The following is a 24,440-nucleotide window of genomic DNA, read 5'->3' on the forward strand; positions in this document are numbered from 1 at the left end:
AGACATTTTCTTAAGATCTCTACCGATCAAATACATTAGAACTCAAAGTATTATTTAATTCATGCTGACCGCTATTAAATGTGACGCAGATCACTAATTTTTGTTTTTTAAGGTTAAGATGTTGATCTTAGTAGGGAGTAAATGCTCATAATAAAAAGGAATTTAATTAGAGTTCAAAGGGAATTTATCAGTATGATTACATCAGCGCCTTGGGTGTTGTGTCCAGAAGTGATAGAAAAAACGAGTGAAGAATGGAGTTTTCGCGAGCCCAAAGCTTCAGATGGCAACGACATTTATCGACTGATTTCAGAATGTCCGCCACTAGACACCAACTCGTCATATTGCAATTTTTTGCAATCCACTCACTTTAGTAAAACTTGTATTTTGGTTGAGAACAAAGGTGAGCTTGCGGGCTTTATCTCGAGTTATCAAAAACCGAGTGAGCCTAATGTTCTCTTTATTTGGCAAGTTGCAGTTGCCCCTCGATTTAGAGGTCACTCTTTAGCTTACAAGATGTTGAACAGCTTACTTCGTCGAGAGTGGCTGAAGAGTATAGAAGCTATTGAAACAACCATTACTAAGTCAAATCAAGCGTCTTGGGCACTCTTTAAAAAGCTAGACGCAAAAAATAGTAGCACTGGAAAAGTGACCACTTTCTTAGATGAAAATGTTCATTTTAAAGGGCTGCACGATACTGAGTATTTGTATCGAATACCCCTTAAATAATCATTAACTTATAGGAATCAAATAACGGCCTTATCATGGATATTTTTAAAAAGCAGGAATCTAACGTACGTTCATACTCGAATAGTTTTCCAGTCACTTTTGCTAAATCAAAAGGCTGCTGGCTTGAAACAAAACAAGGTGATCGTTACCTCGATTTTCTTGCTGGAGCAGGATCTCTCAATTACGGTCATAACAATCCAATACTTAAGCAAGCTTTACTTGAGTATATTGAAATGGATGGAATTACACATGGCTTGGATATGCATTCAGAAGCCAAAGCTGAATTCCTAGAAGCTCTTAGTCGCTTTATTTTGGAACCTCGAGCATTAGATTACAAAGTTCAATTTACCGGCCCGACAGGAACAAATGCGGTTGAGGCAGCGATTAAGTTGGCGAAAAAAGTAAAAAGTCGAAGCAGTATTGTTGCATTTACCAATGGTTTTCATGGTTGTACGGCGGGTGCATTGGCTGCTACAGGCAACCAACACCACAGGCAAGGTGCGGGCTCAAATCTCAACAACGTTACGCGTTTGCCATTTGAAGGTTACGCTGGAATCGATGGTTTAAAATTATTTGAAACGATGTTAACCGATAATTCCGCTGGTATGGATAAGCCTGCTGCCGTTTTATTGGAAACGGTTCAGGGTGAAGGTGGGTTAAATGTCGCTTCAAATGAGTGGCTACAGAAGTTAAGCAAAATCTGTAAAGCCCACGATATCCTACTTATTGTGGATGATATTCAAGCCGGTTGTGGTCGAACAGGAACGTTTTTTAGCTTTGAACCTTCAGGTATAAAACCAGATATCGTTACGCTATCTAAGTCGATAAGTGGTTATGGCTTACCGATGGCTGTGGTTTTATTAAAGCCTGAACTAGACAAGTGGGAGCCGGGAGAACACAACGGCACCTTCCGTGGTAACAACCATGCGTTCATTACTGCTGCTAAAGCGTTAGAAATGTATTGGTCAAATGATGATTTTGAAAATCATATTCAACGTAGCTCAAGCATGGTCGATGATGTCATTCAACGCAATCTCAAGCGTTTCCCTGAGCTATTTGTTCAACGCAAGGGACGCGGAATGATGATTGGCATTGAATGTAAAGATGGGAACACAGCTGATGAGATTGCAAAAGTGTGTTTTGACAAGGGCATGGTAATTGAGACCGCAGGTCCAAACGATGAAATCTTGAAGTTCTTTTGTCCATTAACCATTTCAGAATCGGAATTGATGCAAGGTTTAACTATTTTCGAAGACTCAGTTGAAGTGGTAGCAACCAAGCATTTCAAGAAAGCATCGTAATAGGGAGAGTAAAATGATTGTTAGAACACTTGATGAATGTCGTAATAGTGAAAGACGTATTGTATCGGATAACTGGGAAAGCACTCGCATGTTATTGAAAGATGACAATATGGGATTTTCTTTTCATATCACAACAATTTACGAAGCGACAGAAACACATATCCATTACCAAAACCACTTGGAGTCTGTGTTTTGTATGAGTGGTGAAGGGGAGATTGAAGTCGTTGGTGGTAAAACTTACCCAATCAAACCCGGTACGTTGTACATCCTAGATAAGAATGATGAGCATTATTTACGCGCATATAAAAACAAAGAAATGACAATGGCTTGTGTGTTTAACCCACCAATTACTGGCGCTGAAGTACACGATGAAAACGGCGTTTATCCACTCGTTGATTAACCCATATCTTCAGGGGTGATATCTCACCCCGCTCCCTATTATTTCGTCTTTAATCTCTTCAAGAACAAAAGGTCTTTTATGACATTTACCGTAGAAAAAATCGGCGGTACATCAATGACAGCATTTGATGCTGTGCTCGACAATATTATTCTCCGCCCTCAAAATCCGTATAACCGAATCTTTGTTGTGTCCGCATACAGCGGTATGACGGATGCATTGTTGGAATGTAAAAAAACAGGTAAGCCTGGTATCTATCAATTGATAGCGATGCGTGACGATTCGTGGAAGGATGCTCTATCTTATATTGAACGCCGCATGCTATTGACCAATGAGCATATTTTTGCGGATCCAATGAATCGTATGAGAGCTGATAAGTTCATCCGGTCTCGTATTTCAGAAGCTAAAAACTGTATCACTAACATTCTTGAAACGTGTCAATACGGACAGTTTTCACTGAGACATTATTTACCACAGATTAGAGAGTTTCTTTCTTCAATTGGAGAGTCACATAGTGCATACAACACGGCTCTTAAATTAAAAAACATTGGTATAAATTCGACCTTTGTTGACCTTTCTGGTTGGGACAACAAAACCCCTCAAAGTTTGGACGATACGATTAGAGAGGCTTTCTCTGACATTGATGTTACTGAGGAGCTTCCCATAGTAACTGGTTATGCGTATTGCAAAGAAGGTTTGATGCATACTTATGATCGTGGTTACAGTGAGATGACGTTTAGTCGTATCGCTACTATTACTGAGGCATCATTGGCGATCATCCATAAGGAGTATCACTTTAGTTCGGCTGACCCAAAAGTCGTTGGTGTAGGTTCGGTTAAACCGATTGGGGCAACCAATTATGATGTTGCCGATCAACTGGCTAACCTTGGTATGGAAGCTATTCACTCTAATGCGGCTGCTGGGTTACGAGAAAGTGGCATAGAACTGCAAATCAAAAACACCTTCGAGCCAGAACATGAGGGAACACTGATTTCTTCTGATTACCGACCAGACACGAATCACATTGAGATCATTGCCGGAAAACAGAAGGTATATGCGTTACATGTTTTTGACCAGGGAATGGTCGGTAAGGCGGACAATGTTAGTTATGAGTTAATGGAGATTATCGCAGATGCTAGAGTGAACCTTATTGGTAAAGAGATGAACGCCAATTCTATTACCTATTATCTAGGTGGTAGCACCGAGAGTTTAAACAAGGTGTCTTATAAGGCTGAGAAACGTTACCCTCAGGCATCTATTTCAGGTCGAATGGTCGCTATAATCTCAGCGATCGGTTCTCAAATTGATACCAATAAAACGCTCGCTAATGGTGTATTGGCTTTGATGAACCATAGTGTTACGCCTATTGCATTACATTCGTCTATGAGAAACGTAAATGTGCAATTTGTTGTGAGTGATGACAAGTATCAACAAGCGATTTGCGCGTTGCATGAAGAATTCTTTGACCAAGATAAAAGAACCGAGACATCGGTGAATGCAGCATAAAATTTAACAGTGGAGGGCTCACCCTCCACTGTTAAATTTTCATGGAAAAGCAAAACATCAACTGCAAATTAACGATCGCCTGTATCTATTTTGATCACACAGCAACATCAGATATGAGTATTACTACTCTTGATACTTATCGAGCTTGTTATAAAGCGTTTTGATGCTGATTCCCAAGTCTTGTGCTGTTTCCTTTTTGTTGCCTTCATTTTCTTCGAGCGTATTGATAATCGCCGCTTTCTCAATCTTCTCAAGAGAAACACCCGCCGGAACCATATCCTCAACGGTAGTCCCTGTTTCTAAAGGAGGAGTATCAAAAATTAGGTGTTCATCTTTAATCGTCTCATCTGCCAATATAAAAGCTCTTTCAATACAGTGTTTTAATTCCCTGACATTCCCTGGCCATGCATGGGCTGATATTTTTTGAAGCGCTGATGTGAAAATGGTCTTCGCAGTGGTTTCATTTGCGTTGCGATGAGCAATAAAATGTTTTGCTAAGCCGACGATGTCGTCGCCTCTTTCACGCAATGGAGGGACATGTATGGGGAAGTGAGCCAACCTGAAATAGAGATCCTCTCTCAAAAACTGTTCTTCAATAGCGACTTGTGGATCTCGGTTTGTCGCTGCAATGACTCGAGTATTAGCGATACTCGTTGCATTACTGCCTACAGGGCGATATTCACCTGTTTCTAAAACTCGTAGTAATTTGACCTGGTGTTCAAGTGGCATTTCGGTGATTTCGTCGAGAAACAATGTGCCACCTTCTGCTTGCCTAAACACCCCTTGGTGTGTGCGATTCGCCCCTGTAAAAGCGCCTTTTTCATGACCAAATAATTCACTATCAACTAACTCAGGGCTGATAGCACCGCAGTTGATCGCAATAAAAGGTTGGTTTTTACGATCACTGGCAAGGTGAATCGTTTGTGCGACTAATTCTTTACCTGCCCCACTTTCGCCGACAATCAAAACATTGGTGTCAGTCTTCGCGACTCTTCTTAAAGTTCGATACAGCTTATGCATGGGCTTAGAAGAACCGACTAACATACCGAACTGGTCTAAATCGCTGGTGGACACTTTACGCCCTTCTTCCTGCTTCTGGAGGAAGTATTGACTGAAGTCTGCAAGGGTATCTTCCAATATTTGCATGTCGACGGGCTTTCTATAATGGAAGATTGCGCCATGGTTCATCATCATGTCTAAATTTTTGTTTGGCGTACCTGTACTGATAATAATCAAGTCCATTTCGTCCAACCCTGTTGCACTCGATAAGGACTTAAAATCATCGTTAGTAAATCGAGAGACTTCAACAATAGCAGTATCTGGTTGCAGTTGTTGTAGCTTGTCAATCCAATGAACATCCATAGTACTTTGAATTATTTCAAAGCTTGATAATTCATCTAGAGAGTTTATTTTAGACCGCAATAATTCATCTTTTAACTCTATAAAAAGTGTCGGTAATGACATGATTTAACTCTCTTTTTGTACGACAGAAAACGACCTTGATAATAACATAATGTCCTTCAAATACGAATCTATCATTTACTATACGCCACCTTTTAAATGTAGTTACAATATTACTGATAGTAGAAGTAGCTAATTAACAGTATTGATATTAATTATTCTAGGATCTCCATTGATGATAATTTTTACAAAATACTCGTGTAATTAATACACCTCCGATTATTTTACCAATGGTAAATTTTCAAAATTAAAGTGTAAATCCTTTATTTTCAGTCAGTTAAAAAGTTGGCATGCTGGTTGCAATTGTACAAGTGTCAGTTAACTAGAGGAGATAATTAATGAGAAATACTGCAAGTAAAATATTATTAGCTACTTTGATTGCAACTTCTTCATCAACTGTTTTTGCTAATAGCATGTGGGAAAAAGAAACTTTCGATGCGTGGATTGATGGAAAAGCAGAAACGACTTTATTACTGAATACTAATTTAAACTCATTTGACATCAACACCTACGTTAAAAATCGAGTGGTTACTTTAACTGGCTCGGTTAAAAATGAAACAGAGAAAGATTTGGCAGAAGAGTTAGTGCTAAGCCTAGATGACGTTAAGTCTGTAAAAAACGAACTTACAGTGATTGATGAAGACAAAGAAAAAACACCCGCAGCCGTACAAGCTTTGACTGATGCTCACATAAAGACACTGGTAATCACTCGTTTATTAATGAATACCAATGTTAGTGGTAGCGATATTCAAGTTGAAACCGAAAACAGTGTGGTTATCTTGAAAGGTTCAGTTTCATCAAGCAGTGAACACGACTTAGCTTTATCTATAGCAAATAATACCCCGAATGTAGAGAGAGTGGTGGATAAATTAAATATTATTTAACCTCTCTACAATTGGTAATTTATTAAAAATTGGGGAATAACGATGATTCGCTGGTCGCTAATATTTTTTATTGTCGCAATTATTGCCGCCCTATTGGGATTTAGTGGTATCGCTGGGGCTGCTGCGACAGTAGCAAAGATCATATTTTATATATTTGCAATATCACTACTGGTTTCAGTGGTAATTATGTTGCTGAATAAAAACAAACATTAGGAGTTTATATGAACATCAAATCGAACGCTTACCGTTTTTTAACTATTGTGGGTATTACATTTGCACTTGCGGCATGTAGTGATGAAGGTCCGATGGAACAAGCCGGGGAAAATGTAGATGAGGCTGTAGAGGATACTCAAAACGCAATAGAAGATAGCTGTGAAAATATTAAAGAGCATTTAGATGCGAAAGATGAAGATTGCTAGAACTGTCATCTAGAGTGCAATGAGATGCCAAAATCCTCATAAAAATAAACCAATGAAGTAGGAATTAGACATGAAAAATATATTTGATGTGCTCAAAGACAGTCATGAAAAGCAACGACTTTTGATGGATGCGTTACTCCAAACTTCGGGAGACACACAAGCTAGGCAAGAACTCTATGTTAACCTTAAGGATGAGTTAACCAAGCATGCGATTGCAGAAGAGCGCCATTTTTATGCACCTTTGATCGAGAGTGATCAATCCATTGACATGACTAGACATGGAATCGCTGAACATCATGGAATCGACAAAATACTCGCTCAACTCGATGATACAGAGATGTCTTCACCAGCTTGGCTTGTTTTAATGAAAACATTAAAAGATAAGGTTGAACATCATTTAGAAGAAGAAGAGCAGCGTTTTTTTCAAACCGCAGGTCGAGTCTTAGATACTGAACAAAAAGAAACATTAGCTCGTAAATATGAAAAAGAGGTTGCTTGAATCACGAAGTAATCAAATTCTTTAAATAAGTATAAAACTGCTTTGTTATCAAGCTAAGGGCTCATTCTTGAGCCCTTCTTTTATTTAATTTAGAGATAGATAAATTTACGGATAAATATATTTAAATTCACGGATAAATTAAGGCGTAACATGTTTATTATTAAATATTATATGCTTCTTGCTATAGCTTGTTTTTTTGCTGCTGCTCTTATACCACAGCTAATAATCCGTGGTGTTTTTGCCTGGTGTAGTTTGTCGATGTTCATCGTTAGTGTTGCCTACATCTTCGATATGCCGTCAATATTTAGGAAGACTAGCGATGGGAAAATAGTGTGGTGGATTAGATGGATCTTCATTCCATTCTTCTTAGGTGTTCGACTGTACAATGCATGGGCAATTAAAAGAGATAAAGTTGAACCAATACAGAAGGTTGGAAAAGGTTTATATGTATCTCGTCGTTTGTTCCCTTCAGATTTATCGTTCTTAGAATCTCAAAACATCCATTGTATTGTAGATGTTACAGCTGAGTTTTCTGGTTTAGAAAGTGCAATGACCGGTGATCAATTTCGCTATTTAAACACCCCGGTTCTTGATCATAAAGTCCCTAAAATGCATAAGCTTAAACATGCTATAAATTGGATCGATACCCAAATCCATCAATCTAGATCGGTTGTTGTGCATTGTGCTCTCGGTCGAGGACGTTCTGTCTTTGTCGTAGCTGCCTATCTTTTAGCAAAAAATCCGTCACTTACTGTAGAGCAGGTCTTGAAAAGTATTAACGACGTGCGAAGTACAGCCCAATTGAACCATCTACAACTAAAAACACTTCAAGCAATCAGTGATAAAGGTTTGCTCACTCTTGGCCATAAAGCTTGCCTTATTGCCAACCCTGTTGCAGGTGGTGGTAAATGGTTGGCGAATGAACAACAGGTTATTCGTGAACTTACGAGAAAGTATAGTTTAGATATTTTTCTTACTAGCCAAGAAGTATCAGCAGAAATATTAGCTAAGCAGGCCAAAGACCGGAATACTGCGCATATTATCGTTGCAGGTGGCGATGGGACGGTTAGTGAAGTCGCAAGGCAAGTTAGGAAGACTGATACACAACTCGGGATTATACCTTTGGGTACCGCGAACGCTCTATGTCATATGCTTTATGGATTGACCTCGAAAATATCGCCTGTTGAAAAAGCGTGTGAGGCTATTTTATCTGGCAACTCAAAAAGAATCGATCTGGCGTTCTGTAATCAACAACCAATATTACTGCTTCTTGGTATTGGGTTTGAAGAACAGATGATCGATTACGCACATCGAGAACAAAAAAATGAAAAAGGGCAATTCGCGTATTTGACTGGGTTCTTCAATGCAGTAATCACCGACGATAATCAACACTTTCAAATTTCAATCGATGACCAACCATCACAAAGTATGAAATTACAAAGTTTGGTCGTGGCGAACTCTTCCCCTTTTAGTACTGTGCTTGCTCAAGGGGGACAGCCTCCTAGGCCGGATGATGGGAAGCTGCATATTACCTATTTGGAAAACACAAATTCACTTAGTAAACGAGCTATCGCTCTATCTGATCTGTTGTTATCGAGTCTCGGAGCGAAAGAACAAGCTAGTTACTTTACTTATGCTTCGGCACAGCTCGTTAAAATTGATTCTGACCGACCTATTTCATACGTGATTGATGGAGAGACGTATTCGGCTGATTCGCTGGAGATAAGTATTGATAAGCAAGCCTTAACGGTTTGTATTCCATGAATGTATTGAATAATCTGCATATTGAATAAGAAGGAGACACCATGGACATGAATCTCTCTTTTAACTTAGAGAAGTTTCAGCATCTGATAGAGGGTAAGTTAGAGCATTGGTTAGTTGAAGCAATTAAACTTATCCCTAACCTGATTGTTGCTTTTGTTACGTTTCTTATTTTTATCTTTGTTGCCAACATAAGCGGTAAGTTGTTTAAAAGATTGAGCAATAGAGTTGTCGACTCTCAAGAAGTCATTAACTTACTGGCTTCTATTGTTAAGGTTACCATTGTTACTATTGGATTTTTTGTCGCGTTAGATTTTGTTGGGCTCCAAGGTACGGTTACATCGTTGCTTGCCGGTGCCGGTATTCTAGGTTTAGCTATCGGTTTTGCTTTTCAAGATATGACTGAGAACCTCATTTCAGGTATTACAATGAGTATTCGTAAACCTTTTAAAATTGGCGATGTTGTTGGTTCCAACGATGTCATGGGTACCATAGTCAAAATAAACTTACGAAATACACTGGTTGAAACGTTCTCTGGTCAACACGTCATGATTCCCAATAAGATGGTTTTCCGAAATATTTTGACGAACTACAGTCGAAAAGGACGAAGAAGGGTCGAGATCCCTGTGGGGATTTCCTACGCAGACTGTCCCAAAAGAGCCGCTGAGGTGATAACCAAAGCGATAAACCAAAAGTCTTATGTTAGTCGGAAAGAAGATACGACGGTTTACGCTTCAAGCTTTTCTGATAGTAGCGTTAACTTATTGGTTTGGTTTTGGATTGAGTACCCAGGAGGTTTTGGTTATATGGACGCAAAGCACGACGGTATTATAGCGGTTAAAGAGTCATTATCAGAGGCTGGAATGACAATACCGTTTCCGATTAGAACACTTGATTTTGATCCCAAAGGTGGTAAAAGTCTGTCTAGAATGATGACTGGGGCTGTCGATGACGCTTCCTAGAATAACATAGCGGTCCCTCTCGTAAAAAAGCGTCAAGGCAATATGCCTCGACGCTTTTTATTTTGAGTGATGTCAGAATTAGATCAGAATTAAACCTAGATTATTCCCACTGTTTAATGATTGTGTTGTAGGCTTTGATTCTCTTCTCAAGTTAATTAATCGTATCTATTTTAGATGGGTTATATCTGTTACAAATGCTTTGCTATCTCATCATTTTCAACTTGCAACGCCGCAACCCAATAGGAGAAAAAAGCAGACATATGTTGATTGTTAAACTTTCTAATAGTGTTTTTGAGGTAAGAAATTAGGCTTAAATTACTCTGGTACATATCGTTATAACTAACAATTAACGCAGGGGGCTGACTCAATATGTCATTGTCATTAACTTCATTGTTAATGCAGAACTTGGTGTTTACTTCGTTTATTAATGAACGTTCAACTTTTATAAATCGATTTGCAGCTCTTGCAATGTTCCCATGTGCTTTCTGTTCAATTAGGTCAACACATGAGAAGTAGTGATCTTTCAATGTACATAGTATTTTTTCTATGCCTTTATAGTGAATTACCTCAAGGGGATCATTGTCCTTTTTAAACAACATATCATTACTCCTTTTTATCTCAGTAGTATTTATAATTTCAGTTGATTTATAATAATTAAAATAAGCCTTTTCTTTGATTCTGATTTCCAACCATCATTCGCTAATAACTAATTCTGACGCATGTTGTGTATTTGGTCTCGACATGATTCCATTTCATTTTTTACCACTTTTAATCTTCTTCTCCCTTCTAAATCAGGGTTAGTTTCTAGCAGTGATTCAATGTCGGAAATGATCTTTGTCTCGACACCTTCTAGGTGCTTTAAATAGAGCTCTTGATTGTTTTTACCTTTTGTATCTTCCGCTTCAATACAGCGCTCTCTGGCATTTATCGTATAACTAGCGGGTATCTGTTCTTGATGTATTTTTGAGTAGTAAGTTAAAGATTGTAACTTTAACTCTGCACATTTCTTTACCGTGTAGATATCAAAAAGATTTTTTGCCATCTTTTCACTTCTTATGTTGGATATCGCTTTTTCGTAAATAATATTTCCACTTTTTATCAGGTTAACAATAGATAATATACTTTGGTTTCTCATGAATCCTCATTTGGTTCTAAGCTGTATTTGGTTTATTGCATTTTTTATGCCAATTAATAACCCTATATTCAGCTTGTTTCGTCTAAGGTTTTACTTTGTTTTTGTAAAAAATACATTAATAGATGTTTTCTAGTGAAATTATTACATTGATTAATGCCATTTATTAATGATATGGGAGCTTATCTTCAATTATTCTGGTACTTGTGAAAGTTGGCACGATGCTAGCATTGATTATTAAAGTAGCTAGAGATTAATAGTATTAATATTATTCTCTGGCTTATGATAATCAAATAAGGAGAAAACTTATGCCAAAGTCAAACGCTAAAAATTCAGAAGCCAAACAACAAATTGAAGAAACTTATGAAAAAGCTGAAGAGGCCGCAGTAGAAGTTATCGAAAATGTGAAAGAGGCGGTCCATGAAACTCTCGAGGCCAGCTCTGAAAGTGTGAAGAACACGTCTGAGAAAGCGGAAAACATCATTAAAGAGCGTCCATTATTGAGTGTTGGCTGTGCGTTTCTCGCTGGTTGGGCTGTCTCGAAGTTAATCAAATAGCCATATATCAACATCGCAATTGAGAGAGCACCGTTATGCAGGTAAATAGTCAAAATGACCCAGTAAACTCTGCCAATGATAAATCGAGCGATCGTAAGGTGGATGATCTTAAACGTTCTGCTTCTGAGTTAAATGGATTGTGGAAAGACTTAGCTATATTACAGACACATACCCAGCAATGGTCTCAATCGACCTTAGAGCTTTTCTTATTGGAGTTTCGCAATAGTGTTGATGCATTTAAAAAGCGTCTTGTGTTTCAGCTCCTCTTTGTTGCGTTGTTACCGCTGTTTCTTTTTAGTATCGCCGTCGGTGCTGGAGTAGTGATCTACTACTTCACTTTGAATCTGTTAGCGGGTTACGGCGCGTTTATATTCACACTCGGTTTGATTCTAATATGCTTGGTACTTCGTTCTAGTTACTTAAAGCAATTTATAGGTTTTGAATGTACGAAAGAGCAATTGAAGGAGGGGTTACATGTCAGCACTCAAAAATCGACAAAGACAGATTCAAATGAAAAGACTTGAGGGGAGAAGTAGAGCTCGTCAAGTTGAACTTTGTATGGGACTTATTCGTCACAAAGGAAAAGAGTTTGTTCACAAGTACCCCTTGTATGCTCTTGGCATCACAGGCCTTGGTGTTGTAATTTTGAATCGAACTCATCGTTTTAAATCGTCTGTTTTTGGTTATAAACAGCTATCGCTAATACTTAATTTACTTAAGTAACCATCATTTTGATTCAAGTTAGTGTTGGCTGACGGTATCGAGTGCCTGATTCAAATTGACGAAGCCTCAAAAACAAAACCTTCTACTCATAGGAATAAAATGACATCAAAAAAATACAGTATTCTTAGACAACGAAGTGTGTTGCAAACTAGTTTTATGCTCCTTGCTGTTCTCATGATGTCTATTTTTACATTACATATCGCCAAGCCATTTTTGTTGCCAATCATCTTTGGTGCTTTTATTTCTTTGCTATGTAGCCCTCTAGTTAACTACCTTACTCGCTTCGGTATCCCTCGAGTCATTAACGTAATGGCTGTACTTATTGGTTTTATTGGCTTTGTTGTGATTAGTTTGAATATGTTGAGTGAGCCCGCTCAGCAATGGTGGTCAAAATTACCAATGTTGGTCGAGAATGTATCTAATGAAGTGAGTGAGGTTACTCAAAACAGTCGCTTAACTGACGCCACCGGGTTCTCCATGAGTAGTACTGTTACCAATGATGGGCTTACCAATAACACGGCTTTTTCCATTATAGAATCATTGCTTACGACAACACCAACCATTGTTACTCAGTTGTTGGTTGCGTTTCTTATGGCGTATTTCATGATGAATTACGGTCGAAGAATTTATTCTCAAAGCTTATCTCTTTTTGAATGCTTTTCAGATAAGCGTAGGGCTGTTGAATTGGTTAAAGTTGTTCAAAAGGATTTGTCTCGTTACATCGGTGCCATCACCATCATTAATGTTTGCTTAGGACTCACTGTTGGCCTTGCTATTTATATGATGGGATTGCAAGACCCTTTCCTTTGGGGCGCTTTTGCAGGCTTAATGAATTTTATCCCCTATCTTGGCCCGATGGTTTCAGTTACGTGCTTTGCTTTAGTCTCTTTTATACAGTTTGAGTCGTTTAGCTATGCATTGACGGTCGCTGCGGTCTTCCTGGCGATTAATTTGATAGAAAGCCAATTGGTTACTCCTACATTACTGGGGAAAAGGTTTAGTCTCAATCCGCTGATTTTATTTGTATGGCTTGTATTTTGGGGTTGGCTATGGGGCTCTATGGGAATGCTAGTAGGGGTCCCATTACTTGTCTGTGTGAATGTATTTTTTGAACAGTTAAGACATCCAAGGTTGAATGCTCATAAAGGTCAGTAGAGCAGAAGTAAGCCTTGATAACCACTCAGCGTCACTTCTTTCTGTGAGTGTTAGTTCTGTTGCTTTATGACTCCTTTTTGGACAGCTGGCTGAGGTTAAACTCTGTGTGAGATCAAACTAGTATCGCTATAGGCTTCAAAAGCAATAGTTGCTGGTTCTATTTCACTTAGAAAGGTTAAGAGTCGGTTGCGACGAAGCGCCTCCACCTCACAACGGTTATGTGCGATAGCATAGAAGCAATGTTTACCTAGGTCGATACCTAAAGTATGGATAGAAGATATTTGGTTCACCTCACTCTGAGAGCCGACTCTAAGCTTAAGGGCTTGAGAGTGAGGCGGATCATATAATTAAGCCTCACCAAAGTGCTGTGGCTTTATTGTTAGAAATTAAACAGGCTCTGTTTACCTGAATGACATAGACTAGCGATTCACTTGCTCAACAACCTCGCGTGTTAGGCGCGCGATCTCGTCCCACTTACCGTTTTCAACGAGTTTCTTGTCGACCATCCATGTACCACCGCAGGCTAATACTTGAGGCACTGCTAAGTAGTTATCGATGTTTGATGGCGTAATGCCGCCTGTAGGCATTAGTCGAATATCACCGTATGGGCCAACGAGCGATTTAACCATGCTGATCCCACCAGAGGCTTCTGCTGGGAAGAACTTCAAGGTTGTTAAGCCCATCTCTAATGCCGCTTCAACGGTGCTTGGATTGTTCACACCTGGAATGATATCGATGCCGATCTCTTGGCATGCTTTAACTGTGTTCGGGTTAAAGCCCGGTGATACCACAAACGTTGCGCCCGCTTCTTTTGCTGCGAGTGCTTGCTTATGGTTCAAGATGGTGCCCGCGCCGATCAGCATGTCAGGCTGTGCTTGGCGAAGCAGTCGGATAGCTTCAACAGCGGCGTCTGAACGGAACGTAATTTCAGCGGCGGGAAGCCCATTCTCAGCCAATACTTTGCCTAGAGGGATAATATCCTCTGCGTTATCAATGGCGATAACAGGGATAACTTTAAGTGCTTTTAGCTGTTCGTTAATTGTAGACATGGGTACTTCTTAATATCAGTTTGAAAGAGTGTCGGTGATGGATTTTGGGATGATTGCGCCATTATGTTGAATCACCAATCTGGCTAATGCATTACCTTGATGGCAGGCTTCTTCAATAGAACCTCCAGCGAGATAGCAAGATAAGAAACCGCCGTTAAAAGAGTCGCCAGCAGAGGTGCTATCAACCACAGTCTCGACAGGTGTCGTTGTGATTTTTACTGGCTCATTTGCGGGGTTTTCGCTGATCAAGCAGCCTTCAGCACCAAGCTTGACAACAACGGTTTTGACACCGAGCGTATGCAGCCTTGTTATGGTGTCTTGTGGCGTTTGATCGCTCCACAACAGTTGTTCATCATCGAATGTGACTAGGGCTATATCGGTCGTTTTATAGCCTAATAGATAGCATTCTTTAGTTGCGGCCTCTGAGCTCCACAACTTTGGTCGGTAGTTACTATCAAAGGCGATGGTAACGCCACGTTCACGCAGGCCTTCAATGATAGTGAGCAACTTTAGCTGATCGCTGTGTGGCAGTATCGCGAGGGAAATGCCACTCAGAAACACCATATCAACATCGTGAAGTTGGTTGGCTATCTTATCGAAATCGGGGTGCTGTACCATGTAGCGAGCCGCCGAATCGTTGCGCCAGTATAGGAAGGTGCGCTCACCAACATCGTCGAGTTGAATGAGATAGAGCCCGGGTGAACGCTGCTCGTCAATAAGCACGAATTCGGTTGATAGTCCTTCATCTTGCCATCGGTTAAGCATCTCTTGGCTGATAGCGTCAGAGCCAAGCGCCGAGACATAGCTAGTTCGCATCGCTGGATTCGCAGTGTTATTGCAGTTCATGGGGTTGCTAACCGCAGCGCTGCGGTTCAAGTAGATTGCCGCGTTTAATGTGTCTCCACCATAGCTTTGATGCATGTCGCCAAATGGAGCCCCATTCAGTTCAATCATGCACTCACCGATGATTGCGATGTGGGTCATAATATAGCCTTAGAAAGGAAAGGTTGGGTTTGTTCGTATTGAGGAAAACATGACCATAATGAGATATGGTCATGCTTTTTCGATTCTAATCTTACGGGAGTGAGACTAGCCGATTACTTGTTGTCTAGTTTTACGAACAACATCGTTAGGACGAAAGACAGTGCAAACACACCCACCACGCCCATCAGTGCTTGAATGAAGTTTTGCGTACCGCCTGCAAGGTAAGCTGGCAAGCTGAATACAGAAGAAAGAATGTAGCTTGTTAAGTGCGTATCGATTGTTACCGAGATAGCACCGAACACGCCTGCAGCCAAGCTCGCGGTCATCATCGCTTTGGTGTACTTCGTGAGTACACCGAACAGAGCTGGTTCTGTGATACCTAGAATCGCAGTAACACTTGAGCCCATCGTAATTGAAGATTGCTCTTTAGAAACCGTTTTACGTTGCTTGTGCCAGATAGCCATTGTCGCGCCAGCAATTGCCATGTTACCCAAACACATGATTGGCATAAGTAGATCCTTACCATACAGTGCAAAGTTGTTCAGGCTGATTGGCGTCATGCTGTGGTGGATACCAAATACGATGGTGATCGGGCGAGTTAGACCAAACACAAAGCCTGTTAACGTCGGAGAGATTTCCAGTAGTGAGCTCATCACCCAACCTGCGCCATTACTTAGCCAGATACCAGCAGGGCCAACAAATGATAGCGTGATGGTCGAAGTTACCGTAAAGGCAAGCAGTGGTGTAAATACAGGCTTCGCAGAAGAAGGAACTAGGCGGTCAACTAACGGAGTCACTTTAGACAATAACCAGATTGCTAGAATCGCGGGAACAATCGCGCCGCCGTAGTTGAGCAGCTCAATAGGAACCACGCCAAGAACGGTCAGCTCCGGAGCAGCGCCTGCGTCTTTTAGCATTGTTGCTTTATCAACAAGCAGAGGCGCTAGCATTGCTGAAGAGACAGCAAGCGCAATGTATTCGTTTACTTTGAATACCTTAGCAGCAGAGAAAGAAACCAGCATAGGTAAGAAGAAGAACACAGCAACAGAGATCGAGCGGAAGAAATAAACTGTGTCTGAGGTTTCAGAGATAACATTGGTTGCAATAAGACCAGACAACAGGCCCATCAACATACCCGCGCCAGCGATTGCGGGTACAACCGGACCAAAGATGCCTGCGACAATACGCATCACGCCTTGGAACAGCTTGCCTTTCTCTAGTTCATCAGCCGGATTAGCGTCAGCTTGTTGAGTGTTTGATAGCGCGTTGAACCACTTCTCGACCTCAACACCGATGATGACTTGAGTTTGGCCTTGTTGAAGTACCACACCTTTCACATCTGCGATCTGCTTGATTGCTTCTTCGTCTACCAGCGACTCGTCTGCTAATTTGAATCTCAGCCTTGTCATACAGTGCGTGATACTCACGATATTGTCTTCACCACCAAGTGCAGTGATTAATAACTGTATATTTTCTTTGAAATTTTTCTTCTTCGATGATGACTTCGAGTTATTAATAACGGCATCACTTTTTTCTACCATTTGCATACTACACCTGTTATTGGAATATATTTAACTCGAGCAATCATAACGACAACCAATTTAAATCCAACGGAGTAAAAAGAGATCTCAATCACACTTGAAATCCGAGAAATTATTTTTTCACCGTTTTTGGCCAATTGGTATGTTTTGGTTATCAAAAAAAATCACTTAACGTACCAATTATTTTTACGCAAAATTAGCGCTTGAAATGTGGTTTTTAAAGCGGTTAGATAATAGGAGTTGACTTAAGTTTAGGTTATTTAATTGTGAAAGAAACTATTATATCTGATATCCATTGTATTATTACTAAACCAGACAGACACAACCTCATTACCGTGGTAGTTGAAACGAATGAAGGCGTGACAGGGTTTGGTTGTGCGACATTCCAACAAAGACCGCTTGCTGTAAAAACAATGGTCGATGAATATTTAAAACCTATTCTTATTGGTAAAAACGCCAATAATATTGAAGACTTATGGCAAATGATGATGGTCAACGCTTATTGGCGAAATGGCCCTGTTATCAATAATGCAATTTCCGGTGTTGATATGGCACTGTGGGATATTAAAGCCAAATTGGCGGGTATGCCGTTACACCAGTTATTTGGTGGTAAGTCTCGTGATGCTATTCCTGTATACACACACGCGACGAGCGACACGATGGAAGGGATTTATGAGCTGGTGGAATCTTTCCTAGACAAAGGCTACAAGCACATTCGTTGTCAGCTTGGTTTCTATGGCGGCGTTCCAACGGATTTGCATACCACTCAAAACCCGACTGAAGGTTCGTACTACGACCAAGATCAGTACATGGACAATACTCTAACGATGTTTAAGTCGCTGAGAGAGAAATATGGTAACCAATTCCATATTCTTCATGATGTTCATGAGCGCCTATTCCCGAACCAAGCGATACAATTTGCGAAGGAAGTCGAGCAATATAAGCCGTATTTCATTGAAGATATTCTGCCGCCAAATCAAACGGAATGGTTGGATAATATTCGCAGCCAGAGCTCAGTTTCATTAGGTTTAGGGGAGTTATTTAATAACCCTGAAGAGTGGAAATCATTGATTGCTAACCGCCGCATTGATTTCATTCGTTGCCATGTTTCACAGATTGGTGGTATTACCCCAGCTCTGAAACTCGGCCATCTATGTCAGAACTTCGGTGTTCGTATTGCATGGCATTGCCCGCCAGATATGACGCCAATTGGCGCAGCGGTAAACACGCATTTGAATGTGCATTTACACAATGCTGCCATTCAAGAACATGTCGAGTACAACGAGAATACACACAAGGTATTCCCGAACGCTGCAGAGCCAATTAATGGCTACTTATACGCTTCTGAAATCGCAGGTATTGGTGTTGAAATCGACCGAGAGGTTGCAGCCGAGTTCCCTGTTATGTATCGCCCCCACGAGTGGACTCAAAGTCGCCTTCCTGATGGCGCGATTCATACCCCTTAACTCGTATTTTTAATATCAAATGGTCGCTATAAGCGGCCATTTTCTTATTTAATATACTTACCAGATATTACGTATTATCTGGTAAGTATATTTCTAGTATCATTAAATTAATAATATTAGATGTGAAATAATATTAGTGGCTAATCTATAGAGTAATTAACTTATATCTATAAAAATTAACCATACTAAATCGAATTAAAAGGTTACTTCTTATCTCGGAAGCTCATGCTCTCATTGTTAAAAGGAGTGTGATAGGTGCATTGATATTTGATGTCGATGATATCGCTGACGATGAATAGATCCCCCGATGCTAAGAAACCTCGGTTGGTGATATTCATCGCCGCGGCATTTTTTTTGCAGCCGAGCAACTCCGCGTCTTCTTTAGATACGTTGATCGCTTGATACGTCGTTAAGTAGCTATCGATCTGAAGACCTTTCGCCAATGCATGTTTCTGGATTGAGCTTTCAATGATCTCGGCATTCATCTCTGGGAAGACACTGACAGGGATCTTGGCTTCTTCAATCTGAACTACTTTGTTGTTAATCAATCGAAGCCGTCTAATTTTCCAGATGTAGTCATTGTCGTCTAAAGAAAAAATCTGCTGTTCGTGGTTATCGGGTAGCGCTTTATTCAGTTGGAGCTTTTTATAAGAGATCTCTTCAAAACTGTTTTCAGTGATGGAGTTGTACACCAGTGGTGTACCAATGAGAGAAGTGTTGACGAAGTAACCAGAACCCACCTTAGATTTCACCATGCCAATAGCCTCTAGCTTGGCTAGTGCTTTACGAATCGTGAAACGAGATAATCCATATATTTCAGACAGTTCTCTTTCTGCAGGAAGCTTATGGCTGATACTGTTTTGGCAAATTTTGCTCACAATATCTTGAACAACTAATTCATATTTTTTCATTCTAAAAACTTAAAAAAGCACTCATGGTGATTAAATTATAGTTAACTAAATCAGATACTCAGCGCATTCCGAACTGGCCGATAATTCTAACATAGAAGGCCAATTAGATGATGGGAAATGAGCCGTGTTCTATCGTTAAAATACTTCTGACGGCGCATCGACAATCGTGTCATCTAAAGCTGATCTATGTTGATGGTTGTATCGTTTTGAATATTGAGAAGGCCGTCGTAATGATGGCCTTTTTTGTACTCTATTGATTGTATATTCTAACCAAGGTTTTAAATTTATAAACGTTCGCTATGAATCTTGATGTGCGGCACTTTGTGTCGTTTTTCCATCAATGACATGGTGATACGGGAGTGTGTATGAGTTCTAATGAAATCAAAAATGTGGTGTTTGATGTAGGCAATGTCATTGTGCGTTGGGCACCTCTGGAAATTGCCCGGCTTACTTTTGGTGATACTGAAGAATTGGAGTCTCGAGCTCGTTCTATTTTTCAAAGTACGATTTGGATGGATTTGAACAAAGGGTTCTTGACCGAAAGTGAGGCCAAGCTTCGTTATCAACAAGAACTCGACTTGTCCCCGTTAGAGTGCGATCGCCTGTTCTATTACGTTAAGCAAACGCAGATCTTATTGCACGGTTCAGTTGAACTCATCGAGCGAGTAAAGTCTGCAGGTTATGGTGTGTACGCGCTTACCGACAATGTGGTCGAGATTGTTGAATACTTAAAAAATACTTATCAATTTTGGGCGTTGTTTGATGGTGCGGCAGTCTCCGCTGAGCTTGGTATGCTTAAGCCACAACCTGAAATCTACCAAGCGCTTTTATCTAATTATGGGCTCAAAGCTTCAGAAACGGTCTTCATTGACGATATGCCTTATAACGTTGAAGGTGCGAGATCTGTGGGTATGGCTGCTATCCAGTTTACCGATGCCGTTCAGTGTGAAAACAGCTTGCAGGCGCTTGGCGTTAATTTATTAGATTGACACCTTGGCGAGTGAGTTAAATTTGAGGGTGTAGAAAACTAAAAGATACCCACCTAAGTTTATCGTTGCATTCTTGTTTTTGACTATATCAGCGCTGGTTTTAGTTGCGGCTGTCGTGCTTCAAATTCGCGGTGAACAAGCGTGCGATAAAACAACGCTGATAATTAGATTAAGAGCCATGCTATTGAAACATCGCTCTTTTTTAGATTTGGATACGCGCTTTCTTGTTTAATCGCGAGTTTGTTCGGCATTCAAATGCCGAATCAACTTGGCTGGAGTGCCGCCGTACAGGCAATCTGGTGGTACATCACTGTTAACCACTGAGTTCGCTGCGATAACAGAGCGAGCGCCAATCGTAACGCCTTGGTTGATGACTGAGTTTCCACCAATCCACACATCGTCTTCGACTGTGATAGGTAGGCAGAAAGTTTCCCACTTACGGCGGCTGAGATAATCCAGTGAGTGGGAGGCTGTGTAAAACTGGGCACTTGGCCCTATCAATACATTGTTACCAATCTTGATATTCGCGCCATCAAGCATCACCACGTTCATGTTGATAAAGGTGTCGTCACCGATCTCGATGGTTTTGCCAAACTCGCAATGAAAAGGAGGACGGACAACGCTGCTTCCTACTTTACCAAACAGATTAGCCTGAAGACTTGGTAGTTGAGTATCGTCTGAACATTGATTCAAGTCTGATAGCGCCTTGCTGGCGTGAGTGCGCATGTGGTCTACCTCATGGTCTGCGCCATCAAAAATCTCGCCGGACAGCATTTTCTCGAGTTCTGTTTTCATTGTTTGCATCCCATTCGTCAACATCGATATTAGAATACGGATAATTGGACATAAAAAAAGAGAAAAGCCTCAGCCTTTCTCTTCCTATTTTGTACCTTTAAGCATTAATGCTAAGTGAGCCCAGCTATTCAGCAAAAGGCGCGCTTTACCAATTAGATTTGCTCAACGAAACCCATTAGGTGCTTCTTCACTTCGTCTGAAGCAAAAGCACTCTCTACAGAGTACTTGTAGATCTCTGCGTAGTCTTCTTGTGTTAGACCGAACGTTTCACATACACGTTTCACTTCGTTAGTCATGGTTGTGTTCGACACAGTGCGGTTGTCTGTGTTGATCGTTACAACGATGCCGTCTTTCTTGAATTCAGCAATTGGGTGGTCGCTGAATTTGTGAATACATTTAGTTTGCACGTTACTTGTTGGGCAAGTTTCAAGCGCAACCTGCTTCTCTTTAACGATGTTGTACGCGTCTTCGTTACCTTGGATGTGGACACCGTGGCCGATACGCTCAGCGTCAAGCAGTGTGACTGCATCGTAAACGTTCTGACCATGCCATTGCTCACCTGCGTGAACCGTCACACGGTAGCCTTGTTCAATAGCGTATTGCGTGTACTCAGGGAATTCAGCGCAGAAGCCCGGCTTTTCACCGCCTGCAATATCAAACGCAACCACGCCTTTACCAAGGTATGGTTTACCAGCGTCGATTACATCTTTGATTGAGTCTTTCGGGAACATACGAAGTACAGACATGATGTAGTTGCCCTTAATGTCGTATTTCTCTTCTGCACGCTTCATGCCTTTAACCGCACTTGCGATGATTGCATCAAGAGACAAGCCCTTGTTTACGTGAAGAATCGGTGCAAAACGAACTTCTAGGTACTTAACGTTTTCTAGTGCTGCGTCTTCGTAAAGCTCAAAAGAGATACGCTCAATCGCTTCTTCCGTTTGCATCACTTGCAGTGGCAGGCTAAAGCAAGCTAGGTACTCATCAAGGTTTTTGCAATCTTCAGGCACTGTTAGAGACTTTACTACCGCTTCACGGTCTTCTGGAAGTTCGATTCCGTACTGTTTCGCCAGATCAATAATGGTGTCTGGACGAACACTTCCGTCTAGGTGGCAGTGCAGATCAATCTTAGGGAGTGCTAGAAAGTTCATGAGTATTCCTTAGGTTTATTATTTTTTGAGTTATTAACTCATAGGTTACATGGGCTTAAATTAACAAGTTTGTGATATGATTTAAAGTGACATAAAGTCATCATTAATCTGAATCTAAGGAATATCATGGTAGATGTTAAAAGCTTACTCAAATGTGATATGAATTTACTGCTGTGTTTACACGTGTTGCTTGAAGAGCGCAGCGTGAGCAAAACGGCAGAGCGATTGTTCCTTAGTCAGTCTGCGGTGAGTAAACAACTCACTAAGCTGCGTTCTTTGTTTGACGACCCTTTGTTTGAACGTGAGTCAAACGGCCTGTTTCCAACACCGAAAGCCACCTCTTTAGCGCCTAAAATTCATCAAATCCTTCTGCAAGTTGAACAGCTAACCGTGCCGGACATTTTTGAGCCGAAAGACAGCGAACGTACTTTTAATATCGATCTTGTTGAAACCGCTTATACCGCGATTTACCCTAAATTTATGCCTAACGCGCTAGCAGATGCGCCGAACATTACGGTAAACAGCACTACTTGGAGCAGCGAAACCTTTAAGCGCTTACTAAAGCGTGAGGTCGATTTCGGGATTGGAATTTTTGAGCTCGATGAAAGGGCTAGCACCCACATTCAAAATATCCCTGCCGAGCTAAACCACGTCGAGTTGCTGCAAGATTACTCTGTGTGCTTGATGCGAAATGATCACCCAGTACTTCAAGAAGAGTGGAATCTGCAAGCCTTCCTTAAATACCGTCATATTCAGTTGGTGACCGGTGGCGTTGGCGACTGGTTGCTACTGGAAATCTTGCAAGCCAAACAGCTTCAAATTAACAAAGCCGCCAACGTGTCGGACATCACCAGCGCAGTAAAGCTGTGCAAACAAAGCGATTTGCTGATGTGTTATCCGTACAACTCGGTTCGTGACTATATTGAGAGTGGCGAACTGGTGATGAAGCCGATTCCTATTGAGTTGGTTCCCGGTGGTTTGTTTTTGCTTTGGCACCGTTACTTTGACTCTGAACCAAGCCACAAATGGCTTCGCGACCTCATAGTCAATAAGACCCAAGAACCTCAGCTGTAAACCGCGAGCTACGATGATCAAAACGGCGAAATAAGTTTTTTTAAATTTATTTCGTCTTTTTCGAATGAGCATCGTCTTATTACGGGTGCCAAATGCCCGCCAAGAATGAGATATCTAAATGAATTCAATGCCATCGATTCCGCAACAAGTCATTGAAGATGCTTGTGAGTGGGCAATTATGCACGGTGCGTCGTACTTTTGAACAGTTGAGCTGTCAGCTTTCATCGGGCGATAATCAACGCCTGCTATTGAAAGATGTCGGAGCTGTCGATGTGGTGTATCTAAGAGCTGGCTACCAGTATTCAGATTATTGGGCTCCAGAGCTAAATGAATCGGTGTGTTGCCATACGTTAAGTCAGACTCGCTTGTTTATGGAGCAACACCATGTCGCAATGAACGCGACCATCAGCCAGCAACTAGCGACCAGTAAAACCATGCAAATGCTGCTGACCATGATGCCAGCAACAGAATACGCCCGCTGGGGCTTAACGCTAGAAGAAACCGAACTGGTCAAGAGTGTCTTGGCCGATATGAAGCCAATAACTAGTGAGTCGATTGGATGGTTTAACACGCAAGCCAACAAGCAAGAATGGGTGCTAAAAAACCAAGGCGAGGGCGGAGGCCATTGTGTCTTTGGTGACGACATCAGCGAACAACTGAGCCTGCTTAAACCAGAAGAGTACGACGCGTGGGCATTGATGCAGCGCTTGTACCCGCATGAACGTGACGTGCCGACTATTGCAGTGCGTGACACTCAACAAACGCTCGTGACAGACTTAGTCAGCGAAGTGGGTTTGTTCACCGCTTACTTCAAAGGTGAACCAGTAACAGAGCTAGACGGCTACGCGGGTTACTTAATCCGCAGCAAACCCGCCAGCGAAAATGAAGGTGGAATCCACAGTGGAAAAGGGATTCTCGATTCGTTGGTGTTGATTGATTAGTTGAATCTGCATTAAAAAACCAGAACTCATGTTCTGGTTTTTTGTATCTGAGCTCA

The 24,440-nt window shown here is 41.1% G+C and carries 26 protein-coding genes and 1 pseudogene; 18 read left to right on the forward strand and 9 right to left on the reverse strand.

Annotated elements, in window-relative coordinates:
- The first annotated feature begins 192 nt into the window (after positions 1–192).
- From ectA to AB6D93_RS15785, 4 genes are all read left to right on the forward strand, one after another.
- Positions 193–726 carry a diaminobutyrate acetyltransferase gene (gene ectA, locus AB6D93_RS15770; RefSeq protein WP_010431975.1) on the forward strand — a complete coding sequence of 178 codons (534 nt, stop codon included), beginning with the start codon at positions 193–195 and terminating at the stop codon, positions 724–726.
- A gap of 35 nt (positions 727–761) precedes the next feature.
- On the forward strand, positions 762–2,027 hold the full coding sequence (ectB, locus tag AB6D93_RS15775) for a diaminobutyrate--2-oxoglutarate transaminase (RefSeq protein WP_010431972.1): 1,266 nt from the start codon (positions 762–764) through the stop codon (positions 2,025–2,027).
- Between the two features lie 13 nt (positions 2,028–2,040).
- Positions 2,041–2,427: an ectoine synthase gene (locus AB6D93_RS15780; RefSeq protein WP_010431969.1), complete on the forward strand. Its 387-nt coding sequence runs from the start codon at positions 2,041–2,043 to the stop codon at positions 2,425–2,427.
- Between the two features lie 78 nt (positions 2,428–2,505).
- On the forward strand, positions 2,506–3,930 hold the full coding sequence (locus tag AB6D93_RS15785; protein WP_017065849.1) for an aspartate kinase: 1,425 nt from the start codon (positions 2,506–2,508) through the stop codon (positions 3,928–3,930).
- A 123-nt stretch (positions 3,931–4,053) separates the two neighbouring features.
- Here AB6D93_RS15785 and AB6D93_RS15790 read toward each other — a convergent pair whose 3' ends face one another.
- Positions 4,054–5,394 carry a sigma-54-dependent Fis family transcriptional regulator gene (locus AB6D93_RS15790; RefSeq protein ID WP_010431963.1) on the reverse strand — a complete coding sequence of 447 codons (1,341 nt, stop codon included), beginning with the start codon at positions 5,392–5,394 and terminating at the stop codon, positions 4,054–4,056.
- A 335-nt stretch (positions 5,395–5,729) separates the two neighbouring features.
- Between AB6D93_RS15790 and AB6D93_RS15795 the strand changes: the two genes are divergently transcribed.
- From AB6D93_RS15795 to AB6D93_RS15820, 6 genes are all read left to right on the forward strand, one after another.
- Positions 5,730–6,275: a BON domain-containing protein gene (locus AB6D93_RS15795; protein WP_017065851.1), complete on the forward strand. Its 546-nt coding sequence runs from the start codon at positions 5,730–5,732 to the stop codon at positions 6,273–6,275.
- 42 nt (positions 6,276–6,317) lie between these two features.
- Positions 6,318–6,488, forward strand: coding sequence for a DUF1328 domain-containing protein (locus tag AB6D93_RS15800; protein WP_010431958.1), 171 nt, complete (start codon positions 6,318–6,320; stop codon positions 6,486–6,488).
- 8 nt (positions 6,489–6,496) lie between these two features.
- Entirely contained in the window at positions 6,497–6,694 is a 198-nt protein-coding gene (locus AB6D93_RS15805; RefSeq protein ID WP_010431955.1) for a hypothetical protein, read from the forward strand.
- A 70-nt stretch (positions 6,695–6,764) separates the two neighbouring features.
- On the forward strand, positions 6,765–7,193 hold the full coding sequence (locus tag AB6D93_RS15810) for a hemerythrin domain-containing protein (protein WP_010431952.1): 429 nt from the start codon (positions 6,765–6,767) through the stop codon (positions 7,191–7,193).
- Positions 7,194–7,343: 150 nt separating this feature from the next.
- Entirely contained in the window at positions 7,344–8,957 is a 1,614-nt protein-coding gene (locus AB6D93_RS15815; protein WP_102333543.1) for a diacylglycerol kinase family protein, read from the forward strand.
- A gap of 41 nt (positions 8,958–8,998) precedes the next feature.
- A complete protein-coding gene (locus tag AB6D93_RS15820) occupies positions 8,999–9,916 on the forward strand; it encodes a mechanosensitive ion channel family protein (RefSeq protein ID WP_017065202.1) in 918 nt (305 codons plus the stop codon).
- A 188-nt stretch (positions 9,917–10,104) separates the two neighbouring features.
- Here the strand turns inward: AB6D93_RS15820 and AB6D93_RS15825 are convergent, their stop codons facing one another.
- Together AB6D93_RS15825 and AB6D93_RS15830 are read right to left on the reverse strand one after the other, a co-directional pair.
- Positions 10,105–10,515, reverse strand: coding sequence for a hypothetical protein (locus tag AB6D93_RS15825; protein WP_010431943.1), 411 nt, complete (start codon positions 10,513–10,515; stop codon positions 10,105–10,107).
- Positions 10,516–10,622: 107 nt separating this feature from the next.
- The gene (locus tag AB6D93_RS15830) at positions 10,623–11,051 is read right to left on the reverse strand and encodes a DUF2383 domain-containing protein (RefSeq protein WP_010431941.1); all 429 of its coding nucleotides are present in this window, start codon (positions 11,049–11,051) and stop codon (positions 10,623–10,625) included.
- Between the two features lie 305 nt (positions 11,052–11,356).
- Between AB6D93_RS15830 and AB6D93_RS15835 the strand changes: the two genes are divergently transcribed.
- The 4 genes from AB6D93_RS15835 to AB6D93_RS15850 all read left to right on the forward strand — a co-directional run bounded on the left by AB6D93_RS15835 (position 11,357) and on the right by AB6D93_RS15850 (position 13,483).
- The gene (locus tag AB6D93_RS15835) at positions 11,357–11,605 is read left to right on the forward strand and encodes a hypothetical protein (RefSeq protein ID WP_010431939.1); all 249 of its coding nucleotides are present in this window, start codon (positions 11,357–11,359) and stop codon (positions 11,603–11,605) included.
- Positions 11,606–11,640: 35 nt separating this feature from the next.
- Positions 11,641–12,129 (forward strand): hypothetical protein, encoded by a 489-nt coding sequence (locus AB6D93_RS15840; protein WP_065583857.1) that lies wholly within the window; start codon positions 11,641–11,643, stop codon positions 12,127–12,129.
- A complete protein-coding gene (locus AB6D93_RS15845) occupies positions 12,116–12,328 on the forward strand; it encodes a hypothetical protein (RefSeq protein WP_102333542.1) in 213 nt (70 codons plus the stop codon). Before AB6D93_RS15840 ends, AB6D93_RS15845 begins: the two co-directional genes overlap by 14 nt.
- Before the next feature lie 99 nt (positions 12,329–12,427).
- On the forward strand, positions 12,428–13,483 hold the full coding sequence (locus AB6D93_RS15850) for an AI-2E family transporter (protein ID WP_102333541.1): 1,056 nt from the start codon (positions 12,428–12,430) through the stop codon (positions 13,481–13,483).
- A gap of 419 nt (positions 13,484–13,902) precedes the next feature.
- Here the strand turns inward: AB6D93_RS15850 and AB6D93_RS15855 are convergent, their stop codons facing one another.
- The 3 genes from AB6D93_RS15855 to AB6D93_RS15865 all read right to left on the reverse strand — a co-directional run bounded on the left by AB6D93_RS15855 (position 13,903) and on the right by AB6D93_RS15865 (position 17,063).
- Positions 13,903–14,532 carry a bifunctional 4-hydroxy-2-oxoglutarate aldolase/2-dehydro-3-deoxy-phosphogluconate aldolase gene (locus tag AB6D93_RS15855; protein WP_102333540.1) on the reverse strand — a complete coding sequence of 210 codons (630 nt, stop codon included), beginning with the start codon at positions 14,530–14,532 and terminating at the stop codon, positions 13,903–13,905.
- Positions 14,533–14,547: 15 nt separating this feature from the next.
- Positions 14,548–15,516 (reverse strand): sugar kinase, encoded by a 969-nt coding sequence (locus AB6D93_RS15860; protein ID WP_102333539.1) that lies wholly within the window; start codon positions 15,514–15,516, stop codon positions 14,548–14,550.
- 113 nt (positions 15,517–15,629) lie between these two features.
- Positions 15,630–17,063 carry a PTS transporter subunit EIIC gene (locus AB6D93_RS15865; RefSeq protein ID WP_017068132.1) on the reverse strand — a complete coding sequence of 478 codons (1,434 nt, stop codon included), beginning with the start codon at positions 17,061–17,063 and terminating at the stop codon, positions 15,630–15,632.
- Positions 17,064–17,323: 260 nt separating this feature from the next.
- On the opposite strand from AB6D93_RS15865, the gene AB6D93_RS15870 reads away from it, so the two are divergent.
- The gene (locus AB6D93_RS15870; RefSeq protein ID WP_004732372.1) at positions 17,324–18,523 is read left to right on the forward strand and encodes an enolase C-terminal domain-like protein; all 1,200 of its coding nucleotides are present in this window, start codon (positions 17,324–17,326) and stop codon (positions 18,521–18,523) included.
- 203 nt (positions 18,524–18,726) lie between these two features.
- On the opposite strand, the gene AB6D93_RS15875 is transcribed toward AB6D93_RS15870, so the two are convergent.
- Positions 18,727–19,434 carry a GntR family transcriptional regulator gene (locus AB6D93_RS15875; RefSeq protein WP_017061088.1) on the reverse strand — a complete coding sequence of 236 codons (708 nt, stop codon included), beginning with the start codon at positions 19,432–19,434 and terminating at the stop codon, positions 18,727–18,729.
- Between the two features lie 365 nt (positions 19,435–19,799).
- Between AB6D93_RS15875 and AB6D93_RS15880 the strand changes: the two genes are divergently transcribed.
- On the forward strand, positions 19,800–20,423 hold the full coding sequence (locus tag AB6D93_RS15880; RefSeq protein WP_017072484.1) for an HAD family phosphatase: 624 nt from the start codon (positions 19,800–19,802) through the stop codon (positions 20,421–20,423).
- Between the two features lie 228 nt (positions 20,424–20,651).
- On the opposite strand, the gene AB6D93_RS15885 is transcribed toward AB6D93_RS15880, so the two are convergent.
- Entirely contained in the window at positions 20,652–21,218 is a 567-nt protein-coding gene (locus AB6D93_RS15885; RefSeq protein WP_102321248.1) for a sugar O-acetyltransferase, read from the reverse strand.
- 152 nt (positions 21,219–21,370) lie between these two features.
- Positions 21,371–22,369 (reverse strand): adenosine deaminase, encoded by a 999-nt coding sequence (gene add, locus AB6D93_RS15890; protein WP_017071685.1) that lies wholly within the window; start codon positions 22,367–22,369, stop codon positions 21,371–21,373.
- A 126-nt stretch (positions 22,370–22,495) separates the two neighbouring features.
- On the opposite strand from add, the gene AB6D93_RS15895 reads away from it, so the two are divergent.
- Together AB6D93_RS15895 and AB6D93_RS15900 are read left to right on the forward strand one after the other, a co-directional pair.
- Entirely contained in the window at positions 22,496–23,443 is a 948-nt protein-coding gene (locus tag AB6D93_RS15895; protein ID WP_102333538.1) for a LysR family transcriptional regulator, read from the forward strand.
- A gap of 182 nt (positions 23,444–23,625) precedes the next feature.
- Positions 23,626–24,384: pseudogene (locus AB6D93_RS15900) on the forward strand (glutathione synthase); the annotation flags it as partial.
- Between the last annotated feature and the right edge of the window lie 56 nt (positions 24,385–24,440).

Source organism: Vibrio sp. 10N.247.310.23, from assembly GCF_041467155.1.
Classification (GTDB): Bacteria; Pseudomonadota; Gammaproteobacteria; order Enterobacterales; family Vibrionaceae; genus Vibrio; species Vibrio crassostreae_C.